Below are 18,849 nucleotides of genomic sequence, written 5' to 3'. Positions count from 1 at the left end.
GCCCGCCCATATCTGCGCGGGCCGCACCTGAAAAGGTTATTTGATGTAACCCGCCCGCTTCATAATCTGCTCGACCTGACGCTGGGCTGAATCCAGAGCCTGATCCACCGTCTGGGTTCCGGCCAGCGACGATGAAATGAGCTGTCCAACCGTCGTTCCGAAAGCTTGAAACTCCGGGATGGCAACGAACTGCACGCCGGTATAGGGCACAGGATCCTTGGTCGGCTTGGTCGGATCTGCAGCCATAATGGACGCGAGCACGGTTGCAGCAAAAGGCGCTGCCTTTTGATAATCAGGATTGTCATAGGTGGATTTGCGCGTACCCGGCGGCACGGCAACCCAGCCTTCACTGGCGGCGACCCGCTTGACATAGTCTTTCGATGTCGCCCATTTCAGGAACGATTTCGCAGCTTCTGTCTTTTTCGATGTTACCGGGATAGCCAAGGTCCAGGCCCAGGACCAGCCGGCGCCATTGGGCGTGACCTGAACCGGCGCGCGGGTAAACGCCACCGTATCCGCAACCTTGCTCTGCTTGGGATCATAAACGCGGCCCGCCGCTGATGTTGCGTCAATCCACATAGCGCAATGACCCGTCGCAAACAGCGCCTGATTTTCGTTGAACCCGTTGGATGTTGCGCCGGGCGGCCCATATTTCTGCATCAACTCGACATAGGTCGACACCGCCTGCTTCCATGGTGCAGAATTAATCTGGGGTTTCCAGTCCATGTCGAACCAGCGTCCGCCATAGGTGTTGATCATGGTGCCAAGGAACGCCATGTTCTCGCCCCAGCCGGCCTTGCCACGCAGACAAATCCCATACTGTTCCTTGGATTTGTCGGTGAGCTTGGCTGCGAATTCCTTGATCTGGTCATAGGTGGGCTGATCCGGCATTTTCAGGCCGGCAGCGTCGAACAGATCCTTGCGATAAAGTGTGAAAGAGCTTTCCGTATAGAACGGCACCGCATAGAGCTTGCCATCGACAGTTAAGCCTTTTCTGATCGGATCGAGCAGGTCGGCATAATCATAATCATCACCAAGATCATCGACCGAAGTCAGCCAGCCGGACTTGCCCCAGATGGGTTCTTCGTAACCGCCAATGGTTAGAATATCGAACTGACCGCTCTTGGTGGCAATATCCGTTGTCACACGCTGGCGCAGGACATTTTCTTCCAGAACAACCCAATTGAGCTTGTTGCCTGTCGCCTTCTCCCATTCGGGCGACAATTTCTGCATCACAATCATATCGGCATTGTTGACGGTGGCGATGGTCAATTCTTCTGCTGACGCAACACCGGTAACAGACCCGATTACAGAAGTCATAAGCAACGCGTGCGTTGCCCCCCCTCAAGCGTACACTCATCTCTTTTCCTCCTCCAAGGATTAACGCACAAATTTTACGCACGTAAACTTAAATTAATAAACACATAAAAAATGAGGTGCCCGGCGCCCGGAAGCAGGCTAGAACTGGCGCAATGCGATACCGCAACAACGGTTGGCATGATGATTACCGCTGAACGATTCCGGCAGGGTTTGAACATGATCCGGTTTCAATCGTTGGAAATCATACTGATACAAGGCAGGTCAAGAGTTACTGCGGATCAATCCGGATTTTGACGCAAGTGAGAGGCATTGTAAATTTTTAGTTGACCGCGCCGTCATGAATCGACGATGAGTTATGTAAGCCGCAGTATCAATGGGTATAAATTGTCCTGCGACAATTTCTTGGTAGGCACGACGACGTCAGTTAATCCGGACGAAACGATCGTGAAAGGGAATGCACGCGGTGAAAAAGACGATCAGAACAATGGAAGATTTTTCCACGTTTGTCGGACTATCGCGCCCGACTGTGTCGAAATATTTCAATGATCCCAATTCAGTGCGCAAAAAGACCCGCGAACTGATCGAGATAGCCGTCAAACAATCCGGCTTCCGTCCCAATATCTTCGCCGTCAATCTCAATCGTCGCCGGACCAATATACTTGGCATTATTATCCCGAACTCAAGCGATCCTTTCTATACGGCCCTGACGCGCCGCATTGAAGGCATTGCAGAACAGGCGGGTTATCTCGCCTTTGTTCTAAGCTCCGACGGCAAGCCGGAGCTGGAAGAACGTGCCATCGAAACATTCAAATCGATGAATGTTGCCGGCTCGATCATTGCGCCGCTTGGCGTGCAATCGCATCAGGACAAGCTGCTGAAGCTCGGCGAATCCATCCCAATGATCTATGTGGACTCGCCCCTCGACACGACATCGCCTTTTGTCGGCACAAACAATCGGCAGAGCTTTCAACTCATCGTCGATTACCTCACGCGCTCCGGCGATCTTCCGTGTTATTTCGGCATGCCCGCAGTTAACAGCAATGCCATTGAGCGGCGCAATGCTTATGTCGAGGCCATGCAGAGCCTCAAATTCCAACCGCATATTGTCGAGGTTGAACAGGGGTCCGGCTGGGATTTCGAGAAGGCCGCATTCGATGCGACTGTCGACATTTTGCGCAAGGGCGGCTTTCCGACGAAAACAGTCCTGTGCGCCAATGATCGCGTTGCCTTTGGCGTGATCGCGGCGGCGTTTCAGGCGGGCTTGAAAGTCGGTCGCGGTCAGGACTGCGATTTGCGCGTGGCCGGCCACGATGACCAGCCGTTGTCGCGCTATATGTGTCCGCCATTGACGACCGTTGCGCAAAACTACAATGAAATCGGCAGGCTGGCGGCGGCTCTGCTGTTCCACAAACTCGGCGAACATCAGGATTCGAAGTTTGAACTGCCTGCCAATGAACGCATCCTGCTCAACGCAGAAATCATGCTGCGCACGTCTGCCTGACCAAGTGCCGTGAATTCGATTGATTGTTTCACAAAGCCGGTTTGCGATAAAACTTGTCGCGCGTAAAGATTTACCTGTTGACATGGAAATAATTGAGATTATCAGTCAGGGACGAGCGTTCGTTTGACGGCTCTAACGCATGCAACAGGCAATGATCAATATGGCGCTTGACGTGACCTCATCTGCACTGGCTTTGGAAGGCCTTGGCCCGACCATTACCGTCGGCGAAATCCTTGTGGAGATCATGGCCACGACAATCGGCAAGGGCTTTCTCGAAGCGCAGCCGCTGATTGGTCCCTTTCCCAGTGGTGCGCCGGCTATCTTTATCGATCAGGTGGCCAAACTCGGGGCCAAAGCTGGCATTATCGCCAGCGTCGGCAATGATGATTTTGGCCAACTCAATGTTGAACGGTTACGTGCCGACGGCGCCGATGTTTCGGCAATTGCCGTCAGCCAGGAATATCCGACGGGCAGCGCATTCGTGCGCTACGCAGCCGATGGCAGCCGTGACTTTGTCTACAATATTGCCCGCAGTGCGGCAGGTAAAATCAAACTGACGGAGGCCGCCAAAGCATTGATTGGCCGCGCAGGTCATTTGCATGTCATGGGGTCAGCCCTGTCGATACCTGCAGTATGGCCGATCATCGAATATGCGCTCCACACCGTCAAACAACGTCGTGGAACAGTGTCGCTCGACCCCAACATGCGCAAAGAGCTGGCTGCAGGCGAAGAAACGGGACGCCAGTTTGCCGCCCTGATTGCAGCCGCAGATTTGCTGCTGCCATCCGGAGAAGAGCTTTTCGTCGCCCGCCCCGCCGCATCGGAAAGCGAAGCTGTCGGGAAATTACTTGCATCCGGCGTTGCGGAAATCGTGGTGAAGCGCGGACAGCACGGCTCGGCGCTTTACACGAAAAACGGACATATCGAGCGCCCTGCATTCACCGTCGAGGAAGTTGATCCGACCGGAGCGGGTGATTGTTTTGGCGCGACCTATCTCACCTGCCGCCGCCTTGGCCATTCGGCTGAAAAAGCGCTCGACTATGCCAACGCGGCCGGTGCCCGCAATGTCACCCGTCTGGGACCTATGGAGGGTACATCGACGTTCGAAGAACTCGATCAGTTTATTGCGGCAACAAAGAGGAAATAAGCATGTTCACGTCTTTCTCCCAATTGGCCAACGCCCATCGGAACGGTGAAAATGCCGGTATAACCTCCGTTTGCTCGGCACATCCGCTCGTAGTGCGGGCAGCCCTGCGGCGCGGCAAGCGGCATGGACAGATCGTACTGATCGAAGCCACCTGCAATCAGGTCAACCAGTATGGCGGCTATACAGGCATGACGCCCGCCGATTTCGTGGTCTTTGTCGAGGCGATAGCCCGCGAAGAGGGATTTGACCGGGACAGACTGATTTTCGGCGGCGATCATCTCGGGCCCAACCCGTGGCGCAAGCTTCCCGCCGAGGAAGCTTTGGCGAAGGCCGAAATCATGGTTGCCGATTACGTGAGCGCCGGATTCACCAAGATCCACCTCGACGCCAGCATGGGTTGTGCCGGAGAACCGGCAGCGCTCGATGATACCGTGACCGCACAACGCGCGGCGCGGCTCGCTAAGGCGGCCGAAAAGGCAGCCGTTACAAGCGGCTTCGCCCTGCCCAGTTACATCATCGGGACGGAAGTGCCGGTGCCCGGTGGTGCCGATCACGCATTGACCGAGGTCACCCCGACCAGCCCCGACGCCGCGCGGCAGACGATCGCGGTGCATCGCGAACGGTTTGCCAGCGAAGGCTTGCAAGACGCATTTGACCGGGTGATCGGCATTGTCGTGCAGCCGGGCGTCGAGTTCGGTAATGAGAATGTCGTGGAATACCGCCCGGAACAGGCAGTCGTGCTGTCGCAACTGCTCAATAGCGAACCGCAATTTGTATTCGAAGCGCATTCCACCGATTATCAGACAGTGCCCGCGCTTGCGGCGCTGGTGCGGGACGGATTCCCCATTTTGAAGGTCGGGCCGGGCCTGACATTCGCCCTGCGTGAAGCGCTGTATGGTCTTGATCTGATTGCCGGGGAACTTGACCCGGCCTATGGCATGCGCTCTCTGGCGGGAACCATGGAGCGGCTGATGCTGGAAAAACCTGATCATTGGGCATCCCATTATCATGGCAGCGACAATGATCGGCATGTGCAACGCCACTACAGCTACAGTGATCGTATCCGCTATTATTGGACCGAGCCGGAAGCGACTGAGGCTGTCAACAAGCTCACGATTGCCCTCAGCGGCCACGCAATCCCGGAAACGCTGCTGCGGCAGTTCCTGCCCAATCTCGCCATTGGGCCCGCAGACCGGAACAATCCGGAAGCAATTTTGATTGCCGCCATTGATCAGGTGCTCGCGGACTATTCTGCCGCCTGCGGCTGGTAACTGATCAAAACAGGCCGACATCCGGAGTTTATTATAGCGGCAAGCGCGGCAACGCGCCGCGAGAGCAGACTCCGATCAACCCTTTGCCTTCGCGGTAAAAGGCTTTAAACAGCATGGGAATATTGGACGATTTCGATAGGAGAACCTGATGACAATCACGAAACCCAAACTTGTCACCATTTTCGGGGGCTCAGGTTTTGTTGGTCGTCACGTGGTACGCGCCCTGACGGCGCGCGGCTATCGTGTTCGCGTCGCTGTCCGCCGTCCCGATCTTGCATTCCATCTTCAGCCCTTGGGCGGTGTCGGCCAGATTCAGGCCGTACAGGCCAACCTGCGCTACCGCTGGTCCATCGACCGCGCCGTCGCCGGTTCGGACCATGTGATCAACCTTGTCGGTATTCCCTATGAAACCGGCAATCAGAAATTCAACACCGTGCAGGTTTTCGGTGCGCATGCGGTAGCGGAAGCTGCGCGCGCAGCTGGCGTTCCACTGACTCATATGTCGGCATTGGGTGCCGATCCGCAGTCTCCATCCATCTATGCCAGCACCAAGGGACGCGGTGAGGCCGCCGTGCGCGAAACGTTGCCGGATGCAGTAATCATCCGTCCATCCATCGTGTTTGGGCCGGAAGATGATTTCTTTAACAAATTTGCTGCCATGGCACGCATTTCGCCCTTTATACCTCTCATTGGCGGCGGTAACACCAAATTCCAGCCGGTCTATGTCGGTGATCTTGCCGAAGTGATCGCCCGATCAGTGGATGGTGCTCTGAAGACCGGTTCCGTTTACGAACTGGGCGGCGCCGAGGTGCTGACCTTCCGCCAGTGCATGGAGGAAACCCTGCGCGTTATCGGTCGCAAGCGCCTGCTGATCTCGCTTCCGTGGTGGGTTGCCAGAGTTCAGGGTTCAATTCTTGGTCTTCTGCCAAAGCCGGTGATAACCAAGGATCAGGTTATCCTGCTGCAGAAGGACTATGTCGTGTCTGAAGAGGCCAAAACAGAAAAGCGGACGCTGGAAGGTCTCGGCATTCAACCGCAAACCATCGAGACAATCCTGCCATCCTATCTCTGGCGCTTCCGGGTTCAGGGGCAGTATTCCAGTCAGAAGCCGGCCTGATCCAAAGATCCTTTGACTAATCTGCGCCGGACGCTGATCCCGGCGCGGCGCAGCTTCCCCGCGTTGACGCCGTGGAATTTTCTGTCTACTTGTAAGACCATGAAGATCGTAATGGTTCTCGTTGTGGTGATAGGGCGCATGGGCAGGATGGTATAACCATCCGGCGAAAGCACCCATGCGCGGTAAGCAGGCTCCTGACGGGGCCTTTTTTATGCCCGCAATTCGGGCCAGCCTCGTCAGATTTTCCGCATTATCACCTCTACAGAACGGACAGAATCATGACGGATGATCATTCCATTCGGACTTCATACGCGCCAATGACCGGCGCAGAAATTGTTCTCCAGGCGCTGCGCGACCATGGTGTTCGGCATATTTTCGGCTATCCCGGCGCGGCTGTGCTGCCGATCTATGACGAGCTTTTCCAGCAGGAAGACATAAAACACATCCTTGTTCGCCATGAGCAGGGAGCTGGCCACGCTGCCGAAGGCTACGCACGCTCAAGCGGCAAGGTTGGCGTCATGCTGGTCACCTCGGGTCCCGGCGTTACCAATGCCATCACACCGCTGCAGGATGCGTTGATGGATTCCATCCCTATCGTCTGCCTGTCGGGTCAGGTGGCAACTGCGCTGATCGGTACGGATGCATTTCAGGAATGCGACACGGTGGGCATTACCCGTCCGTGCACGAAGCACAATTGGCTGGTCAACCATGTCGATGATCTGGCTGCAACCATCCATAAAGCCTTCAGGACCGCCAAATCCGGACGACCGGGCCCCGTTCTCGTCGATATGCCAAAAGATGTGCTCTATGCCTCGGGACGCTACACGCCGCCCGGCGAAGTGCCATGGCAGACAAACAACGCATCACCTGTGAGCGGTCAGTTGAGCAGGATCGAGGCTGCCGTCGCTCTTATGGCAAAGGCACGGCGGCCCATCATTTACACCGGTGGCGGCATCATCAATTCCGGTCCTGAAGCATCGAAACTTCTGCGGGAACTGGCGGACCTGACCGGATTTCCGGTCACCTCGACGCTCATGGGGCTTGGCGCCTATCCGGCATCAGGCCCGAACTGGCTGAAGATGACCGGCTTGCATGGCGCTTACGAGGCCAATATGGCGATGCACGATTGCGATCTTATGCTTTGCATAGGCGCCCGCTTCGACGACCGGGTAACGTCGCGTGTTGATGGTTTCTCGCCAGACTCTGTCAAAATCCACATCGATATCGATCCGTCCTCGATCAATAAAAACGTCCGCGCGGATATCGGCATCCAGGGTGATGCCGCCGATGTGCTTACCGAGATCGTCCGGCTTTGGCGGGCGCTGCCGCAATCGCCTGACAAAGCGCGGCTCGCTGCCTGGTGGGAAAGTATTGATCGCTGGCGGGCCCGGCAGTCATTTTCATACACGATGCGTGACGACGTCATCATGCCGCAATATGCCATCGAACGTCTGTATGCGCTGACACGGGACCGGGATACTTACATCACCACGGAAGTGGAGCTGCACCAGATGTGGGCGGCTCAATATTACCCCTTCGAGCAACCCAACCGCTGGATGACATCCGGCGGGCTCGGCACCATGGGATATGGCCTTCCGGCGGCACTTGGTGTGCAGATCGCCAACCCCAAAAGCCTCGTCATTGATATTGCCGGCGATGCCTCAGTACAGATGACGATGAAGGAAATGTCAGCGGCAGTTCAGCACAATGCCCCGATCAAGATCTTCATTCTCAACAATGGGCATATGGGTATGGTCGGTCAATTGCAGCAAATCCAGTATGGAAACCGTCAGACGCATTCATACAGCGAGGCTCTGCCGGATTTCGTGAAGCTGGCGGAAGCGTTTGGCGGTCACGGCATCCGCTGTGATAGCCCTGCTCTGCTGGATGATGCGATCCGGGAAATGATCGCAATTGACCGGCCTGTTCTATTCGATTGCCGGGTCGCCAGGCTTGAAAACTGCTTCCCGATGATGCGGCCAGATGAGACCCACAATCAGATGATGCTGGCGGATGACACCGCATGGGCGAAGGCTATCCATCACGGCAGCCAAGGGTTCGCATAACCATCAGGCAAGAGCACCTGATAACTCTCCCGCATTGCTTGCGGGAGAGCTTACCGCTCGTCCCATGGTCTCCTTACTTCGCCAGGATAATGGCGATCAGGCCAACCGTGCCCACGATGACGCGCCAATAGGCAAACAGTGCAAAGCCATGACGTGAAACATAATCGAGGAGATACCGTACGACGAACACGCCCGAGATAAAGGCTGCGACAAAGCCGATAGCAATGAGCGATGCGTCATTCATTGTCAGGACATCACGATTTTTGAAAAGATCGTAGGCAAAGGCGCCCGCCATGGTCGGCATTGCCAGAAAGAACGAGAATTCCGCAGCCGAGCGCTTGTCAGTACCAAGCAGCAACGCACCAACAATGGTCGCGCCCGAACGGGATGTTCCGGGGATCATGGCAAGACACTGAATGAAGCCGATCTTCAGACACAGCGACAGCGGATAATCCATCACGTTGGTATAGCGCGGCTTCAAGTCCAGCCGGTCTACCCATAGAAGGATGATTCCACCGATAATCAACATGACGCAAATCAGCATCGGCGATTCAAACAGCACAGTCTTGATGAAGCCGTGTGCGAGAATGCCAATGACCACGGCTGGCAAAAAAGCCACCAGGATACCAGCGACGAAGCGCTGTGTGCGGGCATCGCTGGGCAAATCACGGGCGATTTTCAGAAGACGGCCGAAATAGACTGTGAGGATGGCAAGGATCGCACCAAGCTGGATCAGCACCTCGAATGTTTTGCCGTTTGATTCAAAGCCGAGAAAATGTCCGGCGAGCAAAAGGTGGCCCGTGGAGGAGACCGGTATAAACTCTGTTAACCCTTCCACCAATCCGAGAAAAAGAGCTTCGACAATTGTCTGTGATTCCATGATTATAAATTCCCATGGTGATCCCGGTTCGGATGATCACGTGCTGTTTGCTTGTCTCACGCCGCGGTTGCGCCTATAGGTTCGCATAGACTCAAGGGCTGCCGAGCAATACGCTGCCCCCTGATAAAATGCCAGTTCGAAAGATTTATGAAACACCTGCCATGTTGACGCTATTTCATCATCCGATGTCCACCGGTTCGCGCTATGCCCGGCTTATCCTCAACGAATATGAGATCGAAGTTGAGCTGATCGAAGAAAACAGCTGGTCGAGGCGCAAGGAGTTTCTTGCTCTCAATCCTGCCGGTACGCTGCCTGTGCTTCTTGCGGAAGGCGACGTGCCCGTGGCCGGAGCAACTGTTATTTCAGAATATATCGACGAGACACGCGGCGCGCTCAAACGCAGCCGCCGCCTGTTTCCCGAGGACTCGCTCAACCGCGCCGAAGTGCGCCGGCTGGTCGACTGGTTCTTGGTCAAGTTCGAAAATGAAGTCACCCGCCACATGGCGCGCGAGCGTATTTTCAAGCTGCATATGACCGCCGAACAGGGCGGGGGTGCGCCTGATTCCACCGCCATTCGTGCAGCCCGCGCCAACATTACCCAGCATATGAAATATATTGACTGGCTGACTGCCACGCGCAACTGGCTGGCCGGTCCAACGCCCAGCTATGCCGACATGGCCGCCGCGTCCTCCATCTCGATTCTCGACTATCTCGGCGAGATCAAGTGGGCCGAATACAAGGCTGCCCGCGACTGGTACACGCGCATGAAATCGCGGCCCTCGTTCCGTCCGCTGCTTTCTGATCGTGTACGCGGCCTGCCGCCGTCATCGCATTACGGCGATCTGGATTTCTGATGCCGCCCGCGGATGCAAAAGCCGCACCGCATCAGGAGCCAAAGGCTCAATCCCAACGGCTGAAACAATTTGTCTTGCATGAAGCCCGCGCGGCGGGCTTCGATGTTGTCGCGATCACGCGGCCCGATGCCATTCCATTGGCCGAAGAACGGTTGCGCCATTATCTCGAAAAAGGCCGTCATGGCAGCATGGCGTGGATGGCGGAAACAGCCGAACGGCGTTCCAGCCCGGAACACCTGTGGCCGGATGTCCGCTCGATCATCGTGCTGGCGATGAATTACGGACCAGACAGCGATCCACTCGAAATCCTCACCCAAAAGGACAAAGCGGCGATCTCCGTCTATGCACAGAACCGCGATTACCACGATATTATCAAGGGCAAACTGAAAGGCGTCGCCAGCCGCCTTGCTTCACGTATGGTTGGCGAGAGCGTCAAGGTGTTTGTAGATACTGCTCCGGTCATGGAAAAGCCACTGGCGGAAGCGGCGGGGATCGGCTGGCAGGGCAAACACACCAATCTTGTGAGCCGCACCCATGGTTCCTGGCTGTTTCTCGGCACAATCTTTACAACGGCCGAACTGGAAGCCGATGCGCCCGAGCCCGACCATTGCGGCTCCTGCCGTTCCTGCCTTGATGCCTGTCCGACCAATGCCTTTCCCGCGCCCTACCAGCTCGATGCACGACGCTGCATCTCCTATCTGACTATTGAGAACAAGGAGCCGATCCCGTTCGAATTTCGCAAGGCGATGGGCAACCGCATCTATGGCTGCGACGATTGCCTGTCCGTGTGTCCGTGGAACAAGTTTGCCGAGACTGCCCGCGAAGCCAAATTGCAGGCACGCGAGGATTTGAAAGCGCCAAGCCTCGCGGCACTGCTTACGCTGGACGACGCTGCATTCCGGACCCTTTTTTCCGGCTCTCCCATCAAGCGGATTGGCCGCGACCGTTTCATCCGCAATGTACTGATCGCCTGTGGAAACGCGCAGCAGCCGGACCTGATCGCGGCCATTGAAAAACACCTTGGCGATCCTGCGCCCGTGGTGCGCGGTGCTGCCATATGGGCGCTTGGCGAACTTGCCGATGCGGGGCGTTTCTCTGACCTGCAAATGCGCTATGCTATTGCAGAAAGTGATGCGACAGTATTGACCGAATGGCATAATGCAGGAAAGAAACAATGATGCGGATATTTCTCTTCGGTGCCGGTTATTCGGCACGTGCTTTTGCCCGGGATATGGCCGACAAGGCGACCTTCATCGGCGGGACGACACGCGACAGCGACAAGTTTGCAGCGCTGGAAAAGGATGGCATTACGCCCTTCCTGTTTCAGGGCACGCACAAATCGCAGGAGATCATTGCCGAGCTGGACAGTGTCACTCACCTTGTCATTTCCACGTCGCCCGGACAGACAGGCGATCCCGTCTATGCACAGTTTGGCGAGACAATCCTTCACGCCATGCCAAAGCTGAAATGGATCGGTTATCTCTCCACCGTCGGTGTCTATGGCGACTATGGTGGCGCATGGGTCGATGAGACCACGCCCTGTCATCCGGTGTCCGCCCGATCCGTCGAACGCGTCGACGCCGAGCAGGATTGGCAGAAACTCGCCGATGCGCGAAAGGTCCCGCTGGCAGTGCTTCGGCTTGGCGGTATTTATGGGCCGGGCCGCAATGCTTTTGTCAATCTTGCCAATGGTACGGCCCGCCGCCTGAACAAGGCCGGGCAAGTGTTCAACCGTATTCACGTGGACGATATTGCCGGCGTCCTGCGCTTTCTGGCGGAACGCAATGAAGCGGGGATTTTCAACGTGACCGACGATGAACCGGCACCCCCGCAGGATGTGGTCGCCTATGCGGCAGAGCTGATGGGCACGGAACCACCGCCGGAATCAGATTTCGAGACGGCTGAACTCTCGCCGATGGCCCGCTCGTTCTATGGAGAGAACAAGCGCGTCTCCAATGCCCGCATCAAGAAGCTTGGTTTTTCCTTCCGCTATCCGGACTATGGAACTGCCTTCTCGACCATGTGGCGCGACGGGACGTGGCGCTGATTAGAATGTCGTAATGACATTGATACCGATTCCTTCGAACCGGTCCATTGCCATAAGCGCCGCTGGGGCGTCATCCAGCGCAATGCGTTTGCCGATCAGCTTTTGCGGCGCAAGTTTGCCTTGTTCGAGCATATCCATCAGCGCCTTGTAGCGGAACGCCTGCATGCCATGGCTGCCGAGAATCTCCAGTTCGTAGGCGATAACCTTGTCCATCGGGATCGGTGCCCGGGCATGATCCCCCAGCATCAGCCCGACCTGTACATGTCGGCCGCGGCGGCGCAGATTGGCAATTGAATTGAAACAGGTCGAGGGATGGCCGAGCGCATCGATGGAGACATGCGCGCCACCACCGGTGATCTCCTTGACGGCGCCGACAATGTCCTGCTGCTGCGAACCATTCACCGTTGCCACGGCGCCGAGTTCACGGGCAAAGGCCAGTTTTTCCTCGGTGAGATCGACCGCAATGACATTAGCGCCCATGGCCGTGGCAATCATGATGGCTGACAGCCCGACACCACCGCAGCCATGGACCGCGACCCATTCACCCGACTTGACCTTGGCCTGATCGACAACGGCACGGAAAGAGGTGACAAACCGGCAGCCAAGGCTGGCGGCGGTGGCAAAATCAAGCGTGCCTGGCAGAGCAACGAGATTTGTATCGGCAAAATCGACCGCAACATATTCGGCAAACGAGCCCCACGCCGTGAAACCCGGCTGGAACTGATGTTCGCAGACTTGATGATTACCGGAATTGCATTCGAAACAATGGCCGCAACCGCCGACGAAAGGCACCGTAACGCGCTCGCCCACTTTCCATTGGGTGACGTGTTTGCCGAGGGACAGAATGGTTCCGGCCAGCTCATGACCGGGCACATGCGGCAGCTGAATATCCGGATCATGCCCCATCCAGCCATGCCAGTCGCTTCGGCAAAGGCCCGTTGCTTCGACTTTGATCACCACACCCGTCGGTGCGGGATCAGGATCTGCGACGGTCTGGACAGTCGGGGCCTGACCGAATTGTTCGAAGATAACTGCTTTCATGGCGTGCGCTTTCGAATCAGAACGAAACTGGTGCTTCCTGCCATATTGCGGCTTTCCCGCGAATCTGACCATCATAAAGCTCGGATTCCTGACAAATTAGCGGGGATTGCCCCTCGTTTGGTGGACAGCGGCCATGAAATCTAAAACCTTGCTTCGTCTCGCATTAACCGCCCTTCTGTCGTTATCAGGCGCCGTCAATGTACTGGCTGAGGATGGCCCGGCCAAACAGCTGTTTGGCGCTGAAAAACTGCCGTCGCTGGGCGCGCCGCAATCCACCGGATTTTACGCCAAGGGCTGTCTCGCTGGCGGTGTTGCCCTGCCCGTCGATGGCCGGACCTGGCAGGTCATGCGCCTCTCGCGCAACCGCAACTGGGGACATCCGCGCATGATCGCGCTGCTGGAGCGCCTCTCACGCGATGCTGCCGCCAAGGACGGCTGGGCTGGGCTGCTGGTTGGCGACATTTCCCAGCCGCGCGGCGGGCCGATGCTGACAGGTCATGCCTCGCATCAGGTCGGGCTTGATGCCGATATCTGGCTGACACCCATGCCCAAGCGCCCCTTCACCAAAGACGAGCGCGAAAAGGTTGAAGCCAAATCCATGCTCAAGGGCGATACGCTCTATGTCGATCCCGACAAGTGGACACCGGCGCATGCGGCACTGCTGAAACGCGCTGCCGGGTATGATGAGGTGGAGCGCATCTTCGTTCACCCCGGCATCAAGAAGAAGCTCTGTGAGACCGTGCAGGGTGATCGCAGCTGGATGGCCAAGATTCGCCCGTATTGGGGGCATTTTTACCATTTCCATGTGCGGATGAAATGCCAGCCCGGATCACCCAGCTGCAAACCGCAGGAACCGATTGGCACAGGCGATGGCTGCGACAAGTCGCTGGCATGGTGGTTTACCGATGAGCCATGGAGAAAAGCCCCGGAACCAACCAAGCCGGTGAAGCCGAAAATCATGATGCTATCGGATCTGCCAAAGCTCTGCGCCCAGATACTGGATGCGCCGGGGCCGCAATCGATCGATCAGGTTACCTATGGTGCGGGTGCCGACACATCCGGCAGCGACGTTCCCGCTATTGTGCCGGATCAACCTGAAGCTGTTCCGGTACCCAAACAGAGGGTCAAGTCCAAGTAAGCGGCTTTACGGGATAAGAAGTGTTGCGCACCTGCCATGCAACACAACATGATCGCGAATGCTTCAGGTCTTTTTCTGCTTCGGTCTTTTCACGCCGAGACGAATTGGTTATAGGGTTTCAATCGATTTAAGGCAGGATCCAGAGCAGCCCTCCCATGAAGCAACCTTTCCGCCTCGCACTGATCGCCCATGATCAGAAAAGGGACGACATGGTCTCCTTTGCGCGCGCCTATGAAAGCCTTCTGGCGCCCTGCTCCATTGTGGCGACCGGAACGACAGGCGGCCTTATTCAAGAGGCTTGCCCCACGCTGCAGATTACACGCGTTAAAAGCGGACCACTCGGCGGCGACCAGCAGATTGGCGCCTTGATTGCCGAAGGTCTGATTGATGGGCTGATTTTCTTTGTCGACCCGCTTTCGCCCATGCCGCACGATGTGGACGTGAAGGCGCTGATGCGGCTCGGCATTGTTTATGACATTCCAATGGCCTTGAACCGGGCAACCGCCGAGGTTCTTGTACAAAAGAAGGGTTTGCTGCGAGCTGATTGACGGTTAAGCATGACGCAGCGCGATTGAGATTGGGGACGTATTTTATGGTTACTTCAGCAGACACCGATAGCATCATGAAATTTCCAATTCTGGTGGGAGATATCGGTGGCACCAATGCGCGTTTTGCCATTCTCGTTGATGCCTATGCGGAGCCAAAAGAGTTCCCCATCATCCAGACGGCCGATTTCGAAACAATTGACGAAGCCATCCAGGTTGCCATTCTGGATCAGACCTCGCTTCAGCCACGGTCGGCGGTTCTGGCCATTGCCGGACCTGTTGAAGGCGACGAGATTGACCTGACCAATTGTGCATGGGTCGTCAAACCGCGCCAGATGATGGCAACGCTCGGCCTTTCCGATATCACCGTGCTCAATGATTTTGAGGCGCAGGCTCTGGCCGTCGTCTCGCTTGAACCGAAACATCTGGAAAAACTTGGCGGCGGCGCGGGCGATCCGCATGGCAGCCGCGCGGTTCTGGGACCCGGCACCGGCCTTGGCGTTGCAGGCATGGTCCGCGCGCGCAACAGCTGGGTTCCTGTTCCGGGTGAAGGCGGCCATGTCGATGTTGGACCGCGCACGACCCGCGATCTTGAACTGTTCCCGCATATCGAACACATTGAAGGCCGCATTTCCGGAGAACAGCTCTTGTGCGGACGTGGTCTTCAGAACATTTATCGCGCCATCTGCAAAGTTGCAGGCAAAGAACCGACATTGCAGACGCCAGCCGACATCACTGCCGCCGGTCTGTCGGGTGAATCAGCCGAAGCCAAGGAAACCCTGTCGCTGTTCGTGACTTATCTCGGCCGTCTGGCCGGTGATTTCGCCCTGACCTTCATGGCGCGTGGCGGCGTTTACCTCGCGGGCGGCATCGTGCAGAAAATCGTTGCACCACTCAAAGACCCGGCATTTCGCGAAGCTTTTGAAGACAAGGCACCCCATCGCCAGATCCTTACTGAAACGCCGGTTTACATTATCACACATCCGCTGGCAGCTCTCAGCGGCCTGTCGGCTTTCTCCAGAACCCCCAGCCGGTTCGGTATTGCGACCGAGGGCCGCCGCTGGCGCAAGGATTAGTTTTGGGCGGGACACAACGGCAACACTTGCCGTGTCCGTTCACAACGATGGCCAAAACCGATAGGCAAGGCGGGCCAATAAGGTTATAGGGTCAGCTTGAAGAAGGGCACGGCCATGCAAAAACCTTGCCTGAAAGCTTTGTACGAACGAGTTGCCGCCTGTCATGAATGACCAGCCCCGGAAGAAGAAAATCGATCCGAATGAGGCCTTCCGCGTCATCGGTAGGGTTTTGAACGAGAACTTTCGCGATCATCGCTCCTCCTACGCCATAGCCGTTCTTGCTATGCTTGGAGTGGCCTGCACGACGGCATTTGTCGCCTATATCTTCAAGGACGTCATCAACAAGATTTATTATGAGAGACGGGAAGACCTGATCCTGCCGATCAGTTTCGGCATCCTCGCCGCATTCGTCATTCGCGGTATCTCCACCTATACGCAGTCCGTCATGATGGCAAAGATTGGCAACAATATCATTGCCCGCTATCAGCATCGCATCTTCGATCACCTGATGAAGCTCGGGCTCGACTTCTATCATGATACGCGCTCGGCCCAGCTTGCCGCACGGATCAACCAGAATGTTTCGGGTGTTCGGGAGCTGATGGATATTACGGTTACAACCCTTGGCAAGGATATCCCGACCCTCCTGGCGCTGGTTGGCACAATGGTCATCCTTGATCCGATCTTGTCCCTCTTTGCCCTGCTGGTTGGCCCGCCGGTAATCTTGACTGTGCGTTATCTTGCCAAGCGCCTGCGCAGCATTCATCGCGAGTCGGTGCAGCTGAATTCGCATCTTCTGGGTGCCATGCAGGAAGCAACGCAGGGCATCGCCATCGTCAAGGCGTTCACCATGGAAGATCAGCTACGGGCCAAGATCAGCAACCTGATCAAGCGTGCCGAGGAGCGTGCCAACAAGATTTCTCGTGTATCGGAACGGACGACGCCGATCACTGAACTGATTGCCGGCCTCGCCATTGGATCAATGATCATCTACACAGGGTATCGCGCCGTTTATAATTCGGAGCCGCCCGGGGCCATGTTCGGCTTCATGACCGCCGTCTTGCTGGCTTATGATCCCGTACGGCGTTTGGCCCGCGTTCAGGTTGGCCTGGAACGCTCGCTGGTCAATGCGCGCATGTTTTTCGAAATTCTCGATATTGAACCGCGACAGGCAGACAGCATCGGCGCCGTGCCGATCACAGTGCCAACCGGCGAAGTTCAGTTCGACAATGTCCGCTTCAGCTATGGCAACGAGATACCGGTGCTGCATGGCATCAGCTTCACGGCAGAAGCGGGCAAGACCACGGCCATTGTCGGCGCTTCCGGCGCAGGCAAATCGACACTTATCGGTCTCATCCAGCGTTTTTATGATATCGACAGCGGCCGGATTCTCATCGATGGGCAGGACATTGCCTATGTGAGCAAGAAGTCTCTGCGCCAGTCGATCGCCTATGTCTCGCAGCAACCGTATCTTTTCGAAGGCACCATTGCCGACAACATCCGCTACGGCCGCCCGGAAGCGACCGACGAAGAGGTGATCGAGGCCGCCAAGCTTGCCAATGCCGACGAGTTCATCCGCCAGCAGCCGCAGAGCTATGGCACAGAGGTTGGCGAGAACGGTGTCACGCTTTCCGGTGGCCAGCGCCAGCGCCTGTCCATTGCCCGCGCTATTGTCCGCAATGCTTCAATTCTGTTGCTCGATGAGGCAACCTCAGCACTCGACAATGAATCGGAAAAACGGGTGCAGCAGGCGCTTGAGCATGTCATGCAGGGGCGTACAACCATTGTCATCGCTCACCGCCTGTCCACCATTGTCAATGCGGATCATATCGTCGTGATGGAAGCCGGACGTGTTGTGGAGGAAGGCGTGCATGAGACGCTGCTTAACGTCCCGAACGGCATCTATGCGCGCTTCTATCAGTTGCAAGGCAAGGAAGAGTCGCCCATTCTCGATGACAACGAGATGCAGCCAACAGCAGTGACGGGAACAGCCGAATGAGTGGTGCGGCCAAGGATAATGCAATGAAGCTTGCCGTGGTTGGCGCCGGGGGCCGTATGGGTCAGACGCTGATCCGCGCCATTCACGCCATCGAGGGGGCAACGCTTGCCGGTGCTGTCGAGCGCCCCGGCTCGCCGCATATCGGTCAGGATGCCGGCGAACTGGCTGGCATCGGCCATCTCAATATTCCGATCACCGATGATGCCCTGTCGGTGTTTGTCGGCGTTGAAGGCGTCCTTGATTTTACCGCACCGGCAGCGACAGTGGAATTTGCTGCATTGGCCGCACAGGCCCGCATTGTCCACGTAATCGGCACAACGGGTTGTTCAGTCGAGGACGATGAAAAAATCCGTGCGGCAGCGCGTCATGCGGTCATCATCAAATCCGGCAATATGAGCCTCGGGGTCAATCTTCTCGCCGTGCTGGTCAAGCAGGCGGCGAAAGCCCTTGGCTCGGATGATTTCGACATTGAAATTCTCGAAATGCACCATAAGCACAAGGTTGACGCACCATCCGGCACGGCATTGCTGCTGGGTGAGGCCGCCGTTGCCGGACGCAATATTTCCCTGGCGGATCACAGCGTGCGTGCGCGAGACGGCCATACGGGACCGCGCGAAAACGGCACGATCGGCTTTGCCGCGCTGCGCGGCGGTTCGGTCGTTGGCGATCATTCGGTCATTCTGGCGGGTCAGGGCGAACGCATCACGCTTTCCCATCACGCGGAAGACCGCACGATTTTTGCCCGTGGTGCCGTCAAAGCGGCGCTATGGGGCAAAGGCCGCAAGCCGGGCCTTTATTCCATGCTCGATGTGCTTGGCCTCAATAACTGATTTCCCGTTCAACAGGAGTA

At 56.7% G+C, this 18,849-nt stretch carries 16 protein-coding genes; 13 read left to right on the top strand and 3 right to left on the bottom strand.

The features are described 5' to 3' along the window. Nucleotides 1-36: 36 nt before the first annotated feature. Nucleotides 37-1,320, bottom strand: coding sequence for a sugar ABC transporter substrate-binding protein (locus HB779_RS04860; RefSeq protein ID WP_188344659.1), 1,284 nt, complete (start codon nt 1,318-1,320; stop codon nt 37-39). Nucleotides 1,321-1,804: 484 nt separating this feature from the next. Here HB779_RS04860 and HB779_RS04855 point away from each other — a divergent pair, with 484 nt between their 5' ends. From HB779_RS04855 to HB779_RS04835, 5 genes are all read left to right on the top strand, one after another. Next, nucleotides 1,805-2,821, top strand: a complete 1,017-nt coding sequence (locus HB779_RS04855) for a LacI family DNA-binding transcriptional regulator (protein WP_188345780.1) — start codon at nt 1,805-1,807, stop codon at nt 2,819-2,821. A 139-nt stretch (nt 2,822-2,960) separates the two neighbouring features. Continuing rightward, complete coding sequence (locus HB779_RS04850) at nt 2,961-3,968, top strand: sugar kinase (RefSeq protein WP_244642464.1); 1,008 nt, start codon at nt 2,961-2,963, stop codon at nt 3,966-3,968. A 2-nt stretch (nt 3,969-3,970) separates the two neighbouring features. Further along, nucleotides 3,971-5,239 (top strand): D-tagatose-bisphosphate aldolase, class II, non-catalytic subunit, encoded by a 1,269-nt coding sequence (locus HB779_RS04845; protein WP_188344658.1) that lies wholly within the window; start codon nt 3,971-3,973, stop codon nt 5,237-5,239. Nucleotides 5,240-5,387: 148 nt separating this feature from the next. Then, entirely contained in the window at nt 5,388-6,356 is a 969-nt protein-coding gene (locus HB779_RS04840; RefSeq protein WP_188344657.1) for a complex I NDUFA9 subunit family protein, read from the top strand. 317 nt (nt 6,357-6,673) lie between these two features. After that, nucleotides 6,674-8,422: an acetolactate synthase 3 large subunit gene (locus tag HB779_RS04835; RefSeq protein WP_188345778.1), complete on the top strand. Its 1,749-nt coding sequence runs from the start codon at nt 6,674-6,676 to the stop codon at nt 8,420-8,422. Nucleotides 8,423-8,495: 73 nt separating this feature from the next. On the opposite strand, the gene HB779_RS04830 is transcribed toward HB779_RS04835, so the two are convergent. Beyond that, nucleotides 8,496-9,302: an undecaprenyl-diphosphate phosphatase gene (locus tag HB779_RS04830; protein ID WP_188344656.1), complete on the bottom strand. Its 807-nt coding sequence runs from the start codon at nt 9,300-9,302 to the stop codon at nt 8,496-8,498. Between the two features lie 161 nt (nt 9,303-9,463). On the opposite strand from HB779_RS04830, the gene HB779_RS04825 reads away from it, so the two are divergent. From HB779_RS04825 to HB779_RS04815, 3 genes are read left to right on the top strand one after another with little or no spacing between them, the layout of a single operon-like run. Further along, nucleotides 9,464-10,156 (top strand): glutathione S-transferase family protein, encoded by a 693-nt coding sequence (locus tag HB779_RS04825; protein ID WP_188344655.1) that lies wholly within the window; start codon nt 9,464-9,466, stop codon nt 10,154-10,156. Next, nucleotides 10,156-11,334: a tRNA epoxyqueuosine(34) reductase QueG gene (gene queG, locus HB779_RS04820; RefSeq protein WP_188344654.1), complete on the top strand. Its 1,179-nt coding sequence runs from the start codon at nt 10,156-10,158 to the stop codon at nt 11,332-11,334. Before HB779_RS04825 ends, queG begins: the two co-directional genes overlap by 1 nt. Further along, a complete protein-coding gene (locus HB779_RS04815) occupies nt 11,334-12,203 on the top strand; it encodes an SDR family oxidoreductase (RefSeq protein ID WP_188345777.1) in 870 nt (289 codons plus the stop codon). Before queG ends, HB779_RS04815 begins: the two co-directional genes overlap by 1 nt. On the opposite strand, the gene HB779_RS04810 is transcribed toward HB779_RS04815, so the two are convergent. Further along, nucleotides 12,204-13,244: a zinc-dependent alcohol dehydrogenase family protein gene (locus HB779_RS04810; RefSeq protein WP_188344653.1), complete on the bottom strand. Its 1,041-nt coding sequence runs from the start codon at nt 13,242-13,244 to the stop codon at nt 12,204-12,206. A 133-nt stretch (nt 13,245-13,377) separates the two neighbouring features. Here HB779_RS04810 and mepA point away from each other — a divergent pair, with 133 nt between their 5' ends. From mepA to dapB, 5 genes are all read left to right on the top strand, one after another. Beyond that, nucleotides 13,378-14,382, top strand: coding sequence for a penicillin-insensitive murein endopeptidase (gene mepA / locus HB779_RS04805; RefSeq protein ID WP_188344652.1), 1,005 nt, complete (start codon nt 13,378-13,380; stop codon nt 14,380-14,382). Between the two features lie 155 nt (nt 14,383-14,537). Then, complete coding sequence (locus HB779_RS04800; protein ID WP_188344651.1) at nt 14,538-14,930, top strand: methylglyoxal synthase; 393 nt, start codon at nt 14,538-14,540, stop codon at nt 14,928-14,930. 44 nt (nt 14,931-14,974) lie between these two features. Then, nucleotides 14,975-16,003: a glucokinase gene (locus HB779_RS04795; protein ID WP_188344650.1), complete on the top strand. Its 1,029-nt coding sequence runs from the start codon at nt 14,975-14,977 to the stop codon at nt 16,001-16,003. 163 nt (nt 16,004-16,166) lie between these two features. After that, entirely contained in the window at nt 16,167-17,999 is a 1,833-nt protein-coding gene (locus HB779_RS04790) for an ABC transporter ATP-binding protein (RefSeq protein ID WP_188344649.1), read from the top strand. Nucleotides 18,000-18,022: 23 nt separating this feature from the next. Further along, nucleotides 18,023-18,829, top strand: coding sequence for a 4-hydroxy-tetrahydrodipicolinate reductase (dapB, locus tag HB779_RS04785; RefSeq protein WP_371823912.1), 807 nt, complete (start codon nt 18,023-18,025; stop codon nt 18,827-18,829). Nucleotides 18,830-18,849 lie beyond the last annotated feature (20 nt).

Origin of the sequence: Phyllobacterium sp. 628 (genome assembly GCF_014189505.1) — a bacterium.
Taxonomy (GTDB): Bacteria; Pseudomonadota; Alphaproteobacteria; order Rhizobiales; family Rhizobiaceae; genus Phyllobacterium.
This window is presented reverse-complemented; position numbering and strand designations above follow the sequence as displayed.

What these genes read in the sequence shown, in the direction of transcription:
- HB779_RS04840 (WP_188344657.1), top strand. Translation starts at nt 5,388, where the DNA reads ATGACAATCACGAAACCCAAACTTGTCACCATTTTCGGGGGCTCAGGT.
- HB779_RS04850 (WP_244642464.1), top strand. Translation starts at nt 2,961, where the DNA reads ATGCAACAGGCAATGATCAATATGGCGCTTGACGTGACCTCATCTGCA.
- HB779_RS04810 (WP_188344653.1), bottom strand. Translation starts at nt 13,244, where the DNA reads ATGAAAGCAGTTATCTTCGAACAATTCGGTCAGGCCCCGACTGTCCAG.
- HB779_RS04845 (WP_188344658.1), top strand. Translation starts at nt 3,971, where the DNA reads ATGTTCACGTCTTTCTCCCAATTGGCCAACGCCCATCGGAACGGTGAA.
- queG (WP_188344654.1), top strand. Translation starts at nt 10,156, where the DNA reads ATGCCGCCCGCGGATGCAAAAGCCGCACCGCATCAGGAGCCAAAGGCT.
- HB779_RS04815 (WP_188345777.1), top strand. Translation starts at nt 11,334, where the DNA reads ATGCGGATATTTCTCTTCGGTGCCGGTTATTCGGCACGTGCTTTTGCC.
- HB779_RS04855 (WP_188345780.1), top strand. Translation starts at nt 1,805, where the DNA reads ATGGAAGATTTTTCCACGTTTGTCGGACTATCGCGCCCGACTGTGTCG.
- HB779_RS04800 (WP_188344651.1), top strand. Translation starts at nt 14,538, where the DNA reads ATGAAGCAACCTTTCCGCCTCGCACTGATCGCCCATGATCAGAAAAGG.
- HB779_RS04835 (WP_188345778.1), top strand. Translation starts at nt 6,674, where the DNA reads ATGACCGGCGCAGAAATTGTTCTCCAGGCGCTGCGCGACCATGGTGTT.
- HB779_RS04795 (WP_188344650.1), top strand. Translation starts at nt 14,975, where the DNA reads ATGGTTACTTCAGCAGACACCGATAGCATCATGAAATTTCCAATTCTG.
- dapB (WP_371823912.1), top strand. Translation starts at nt 18,023, where the DNA reads ATGAAGCTTGCCGTGGTTGGCGCCGGGGGCCGTATGGGTCAGACGCTG.
- HB779_RS04825 (WP_188344655.1), top strand. Translation starts at nt 9,464, where the DNA reads ATGTTGACGCTATTTCATCATCCGATGTCCACCGGTTCGCGCTATGCC.
- mepA (WP_188344652.1), top strand. Translation starts at nt 13,378, where the DNA reads ATGAAATCTAAAACCTTGCTTCGTCTCGCATTAACCGCCCTTCTGTCG.
- HB779_RS04830 (WP_188344656.1), bottom strand. Translation starts at nt 9,302, where the DNA reads ATGGAATCACAGACAATTGTCGAAGCTCTTTTTCTCGGATTGGTGGAA.
- HB779_RS04790 (WP_188344649.1), top strand. Translation starts at nt 16,167, where the DNA reads ATGAATGACCAGCCCCGGAAGAAGAAAATCGATCCGAATGAGGCCTTC.
- HB779_RS04860 (WP_188344659.1), bottom strand. Translation starts at nt 1,320, where the DNA reads ATGACTTCTGTAATCGGGTCTGTTACCGGTGTTGCGTCAGCAGAAGAA.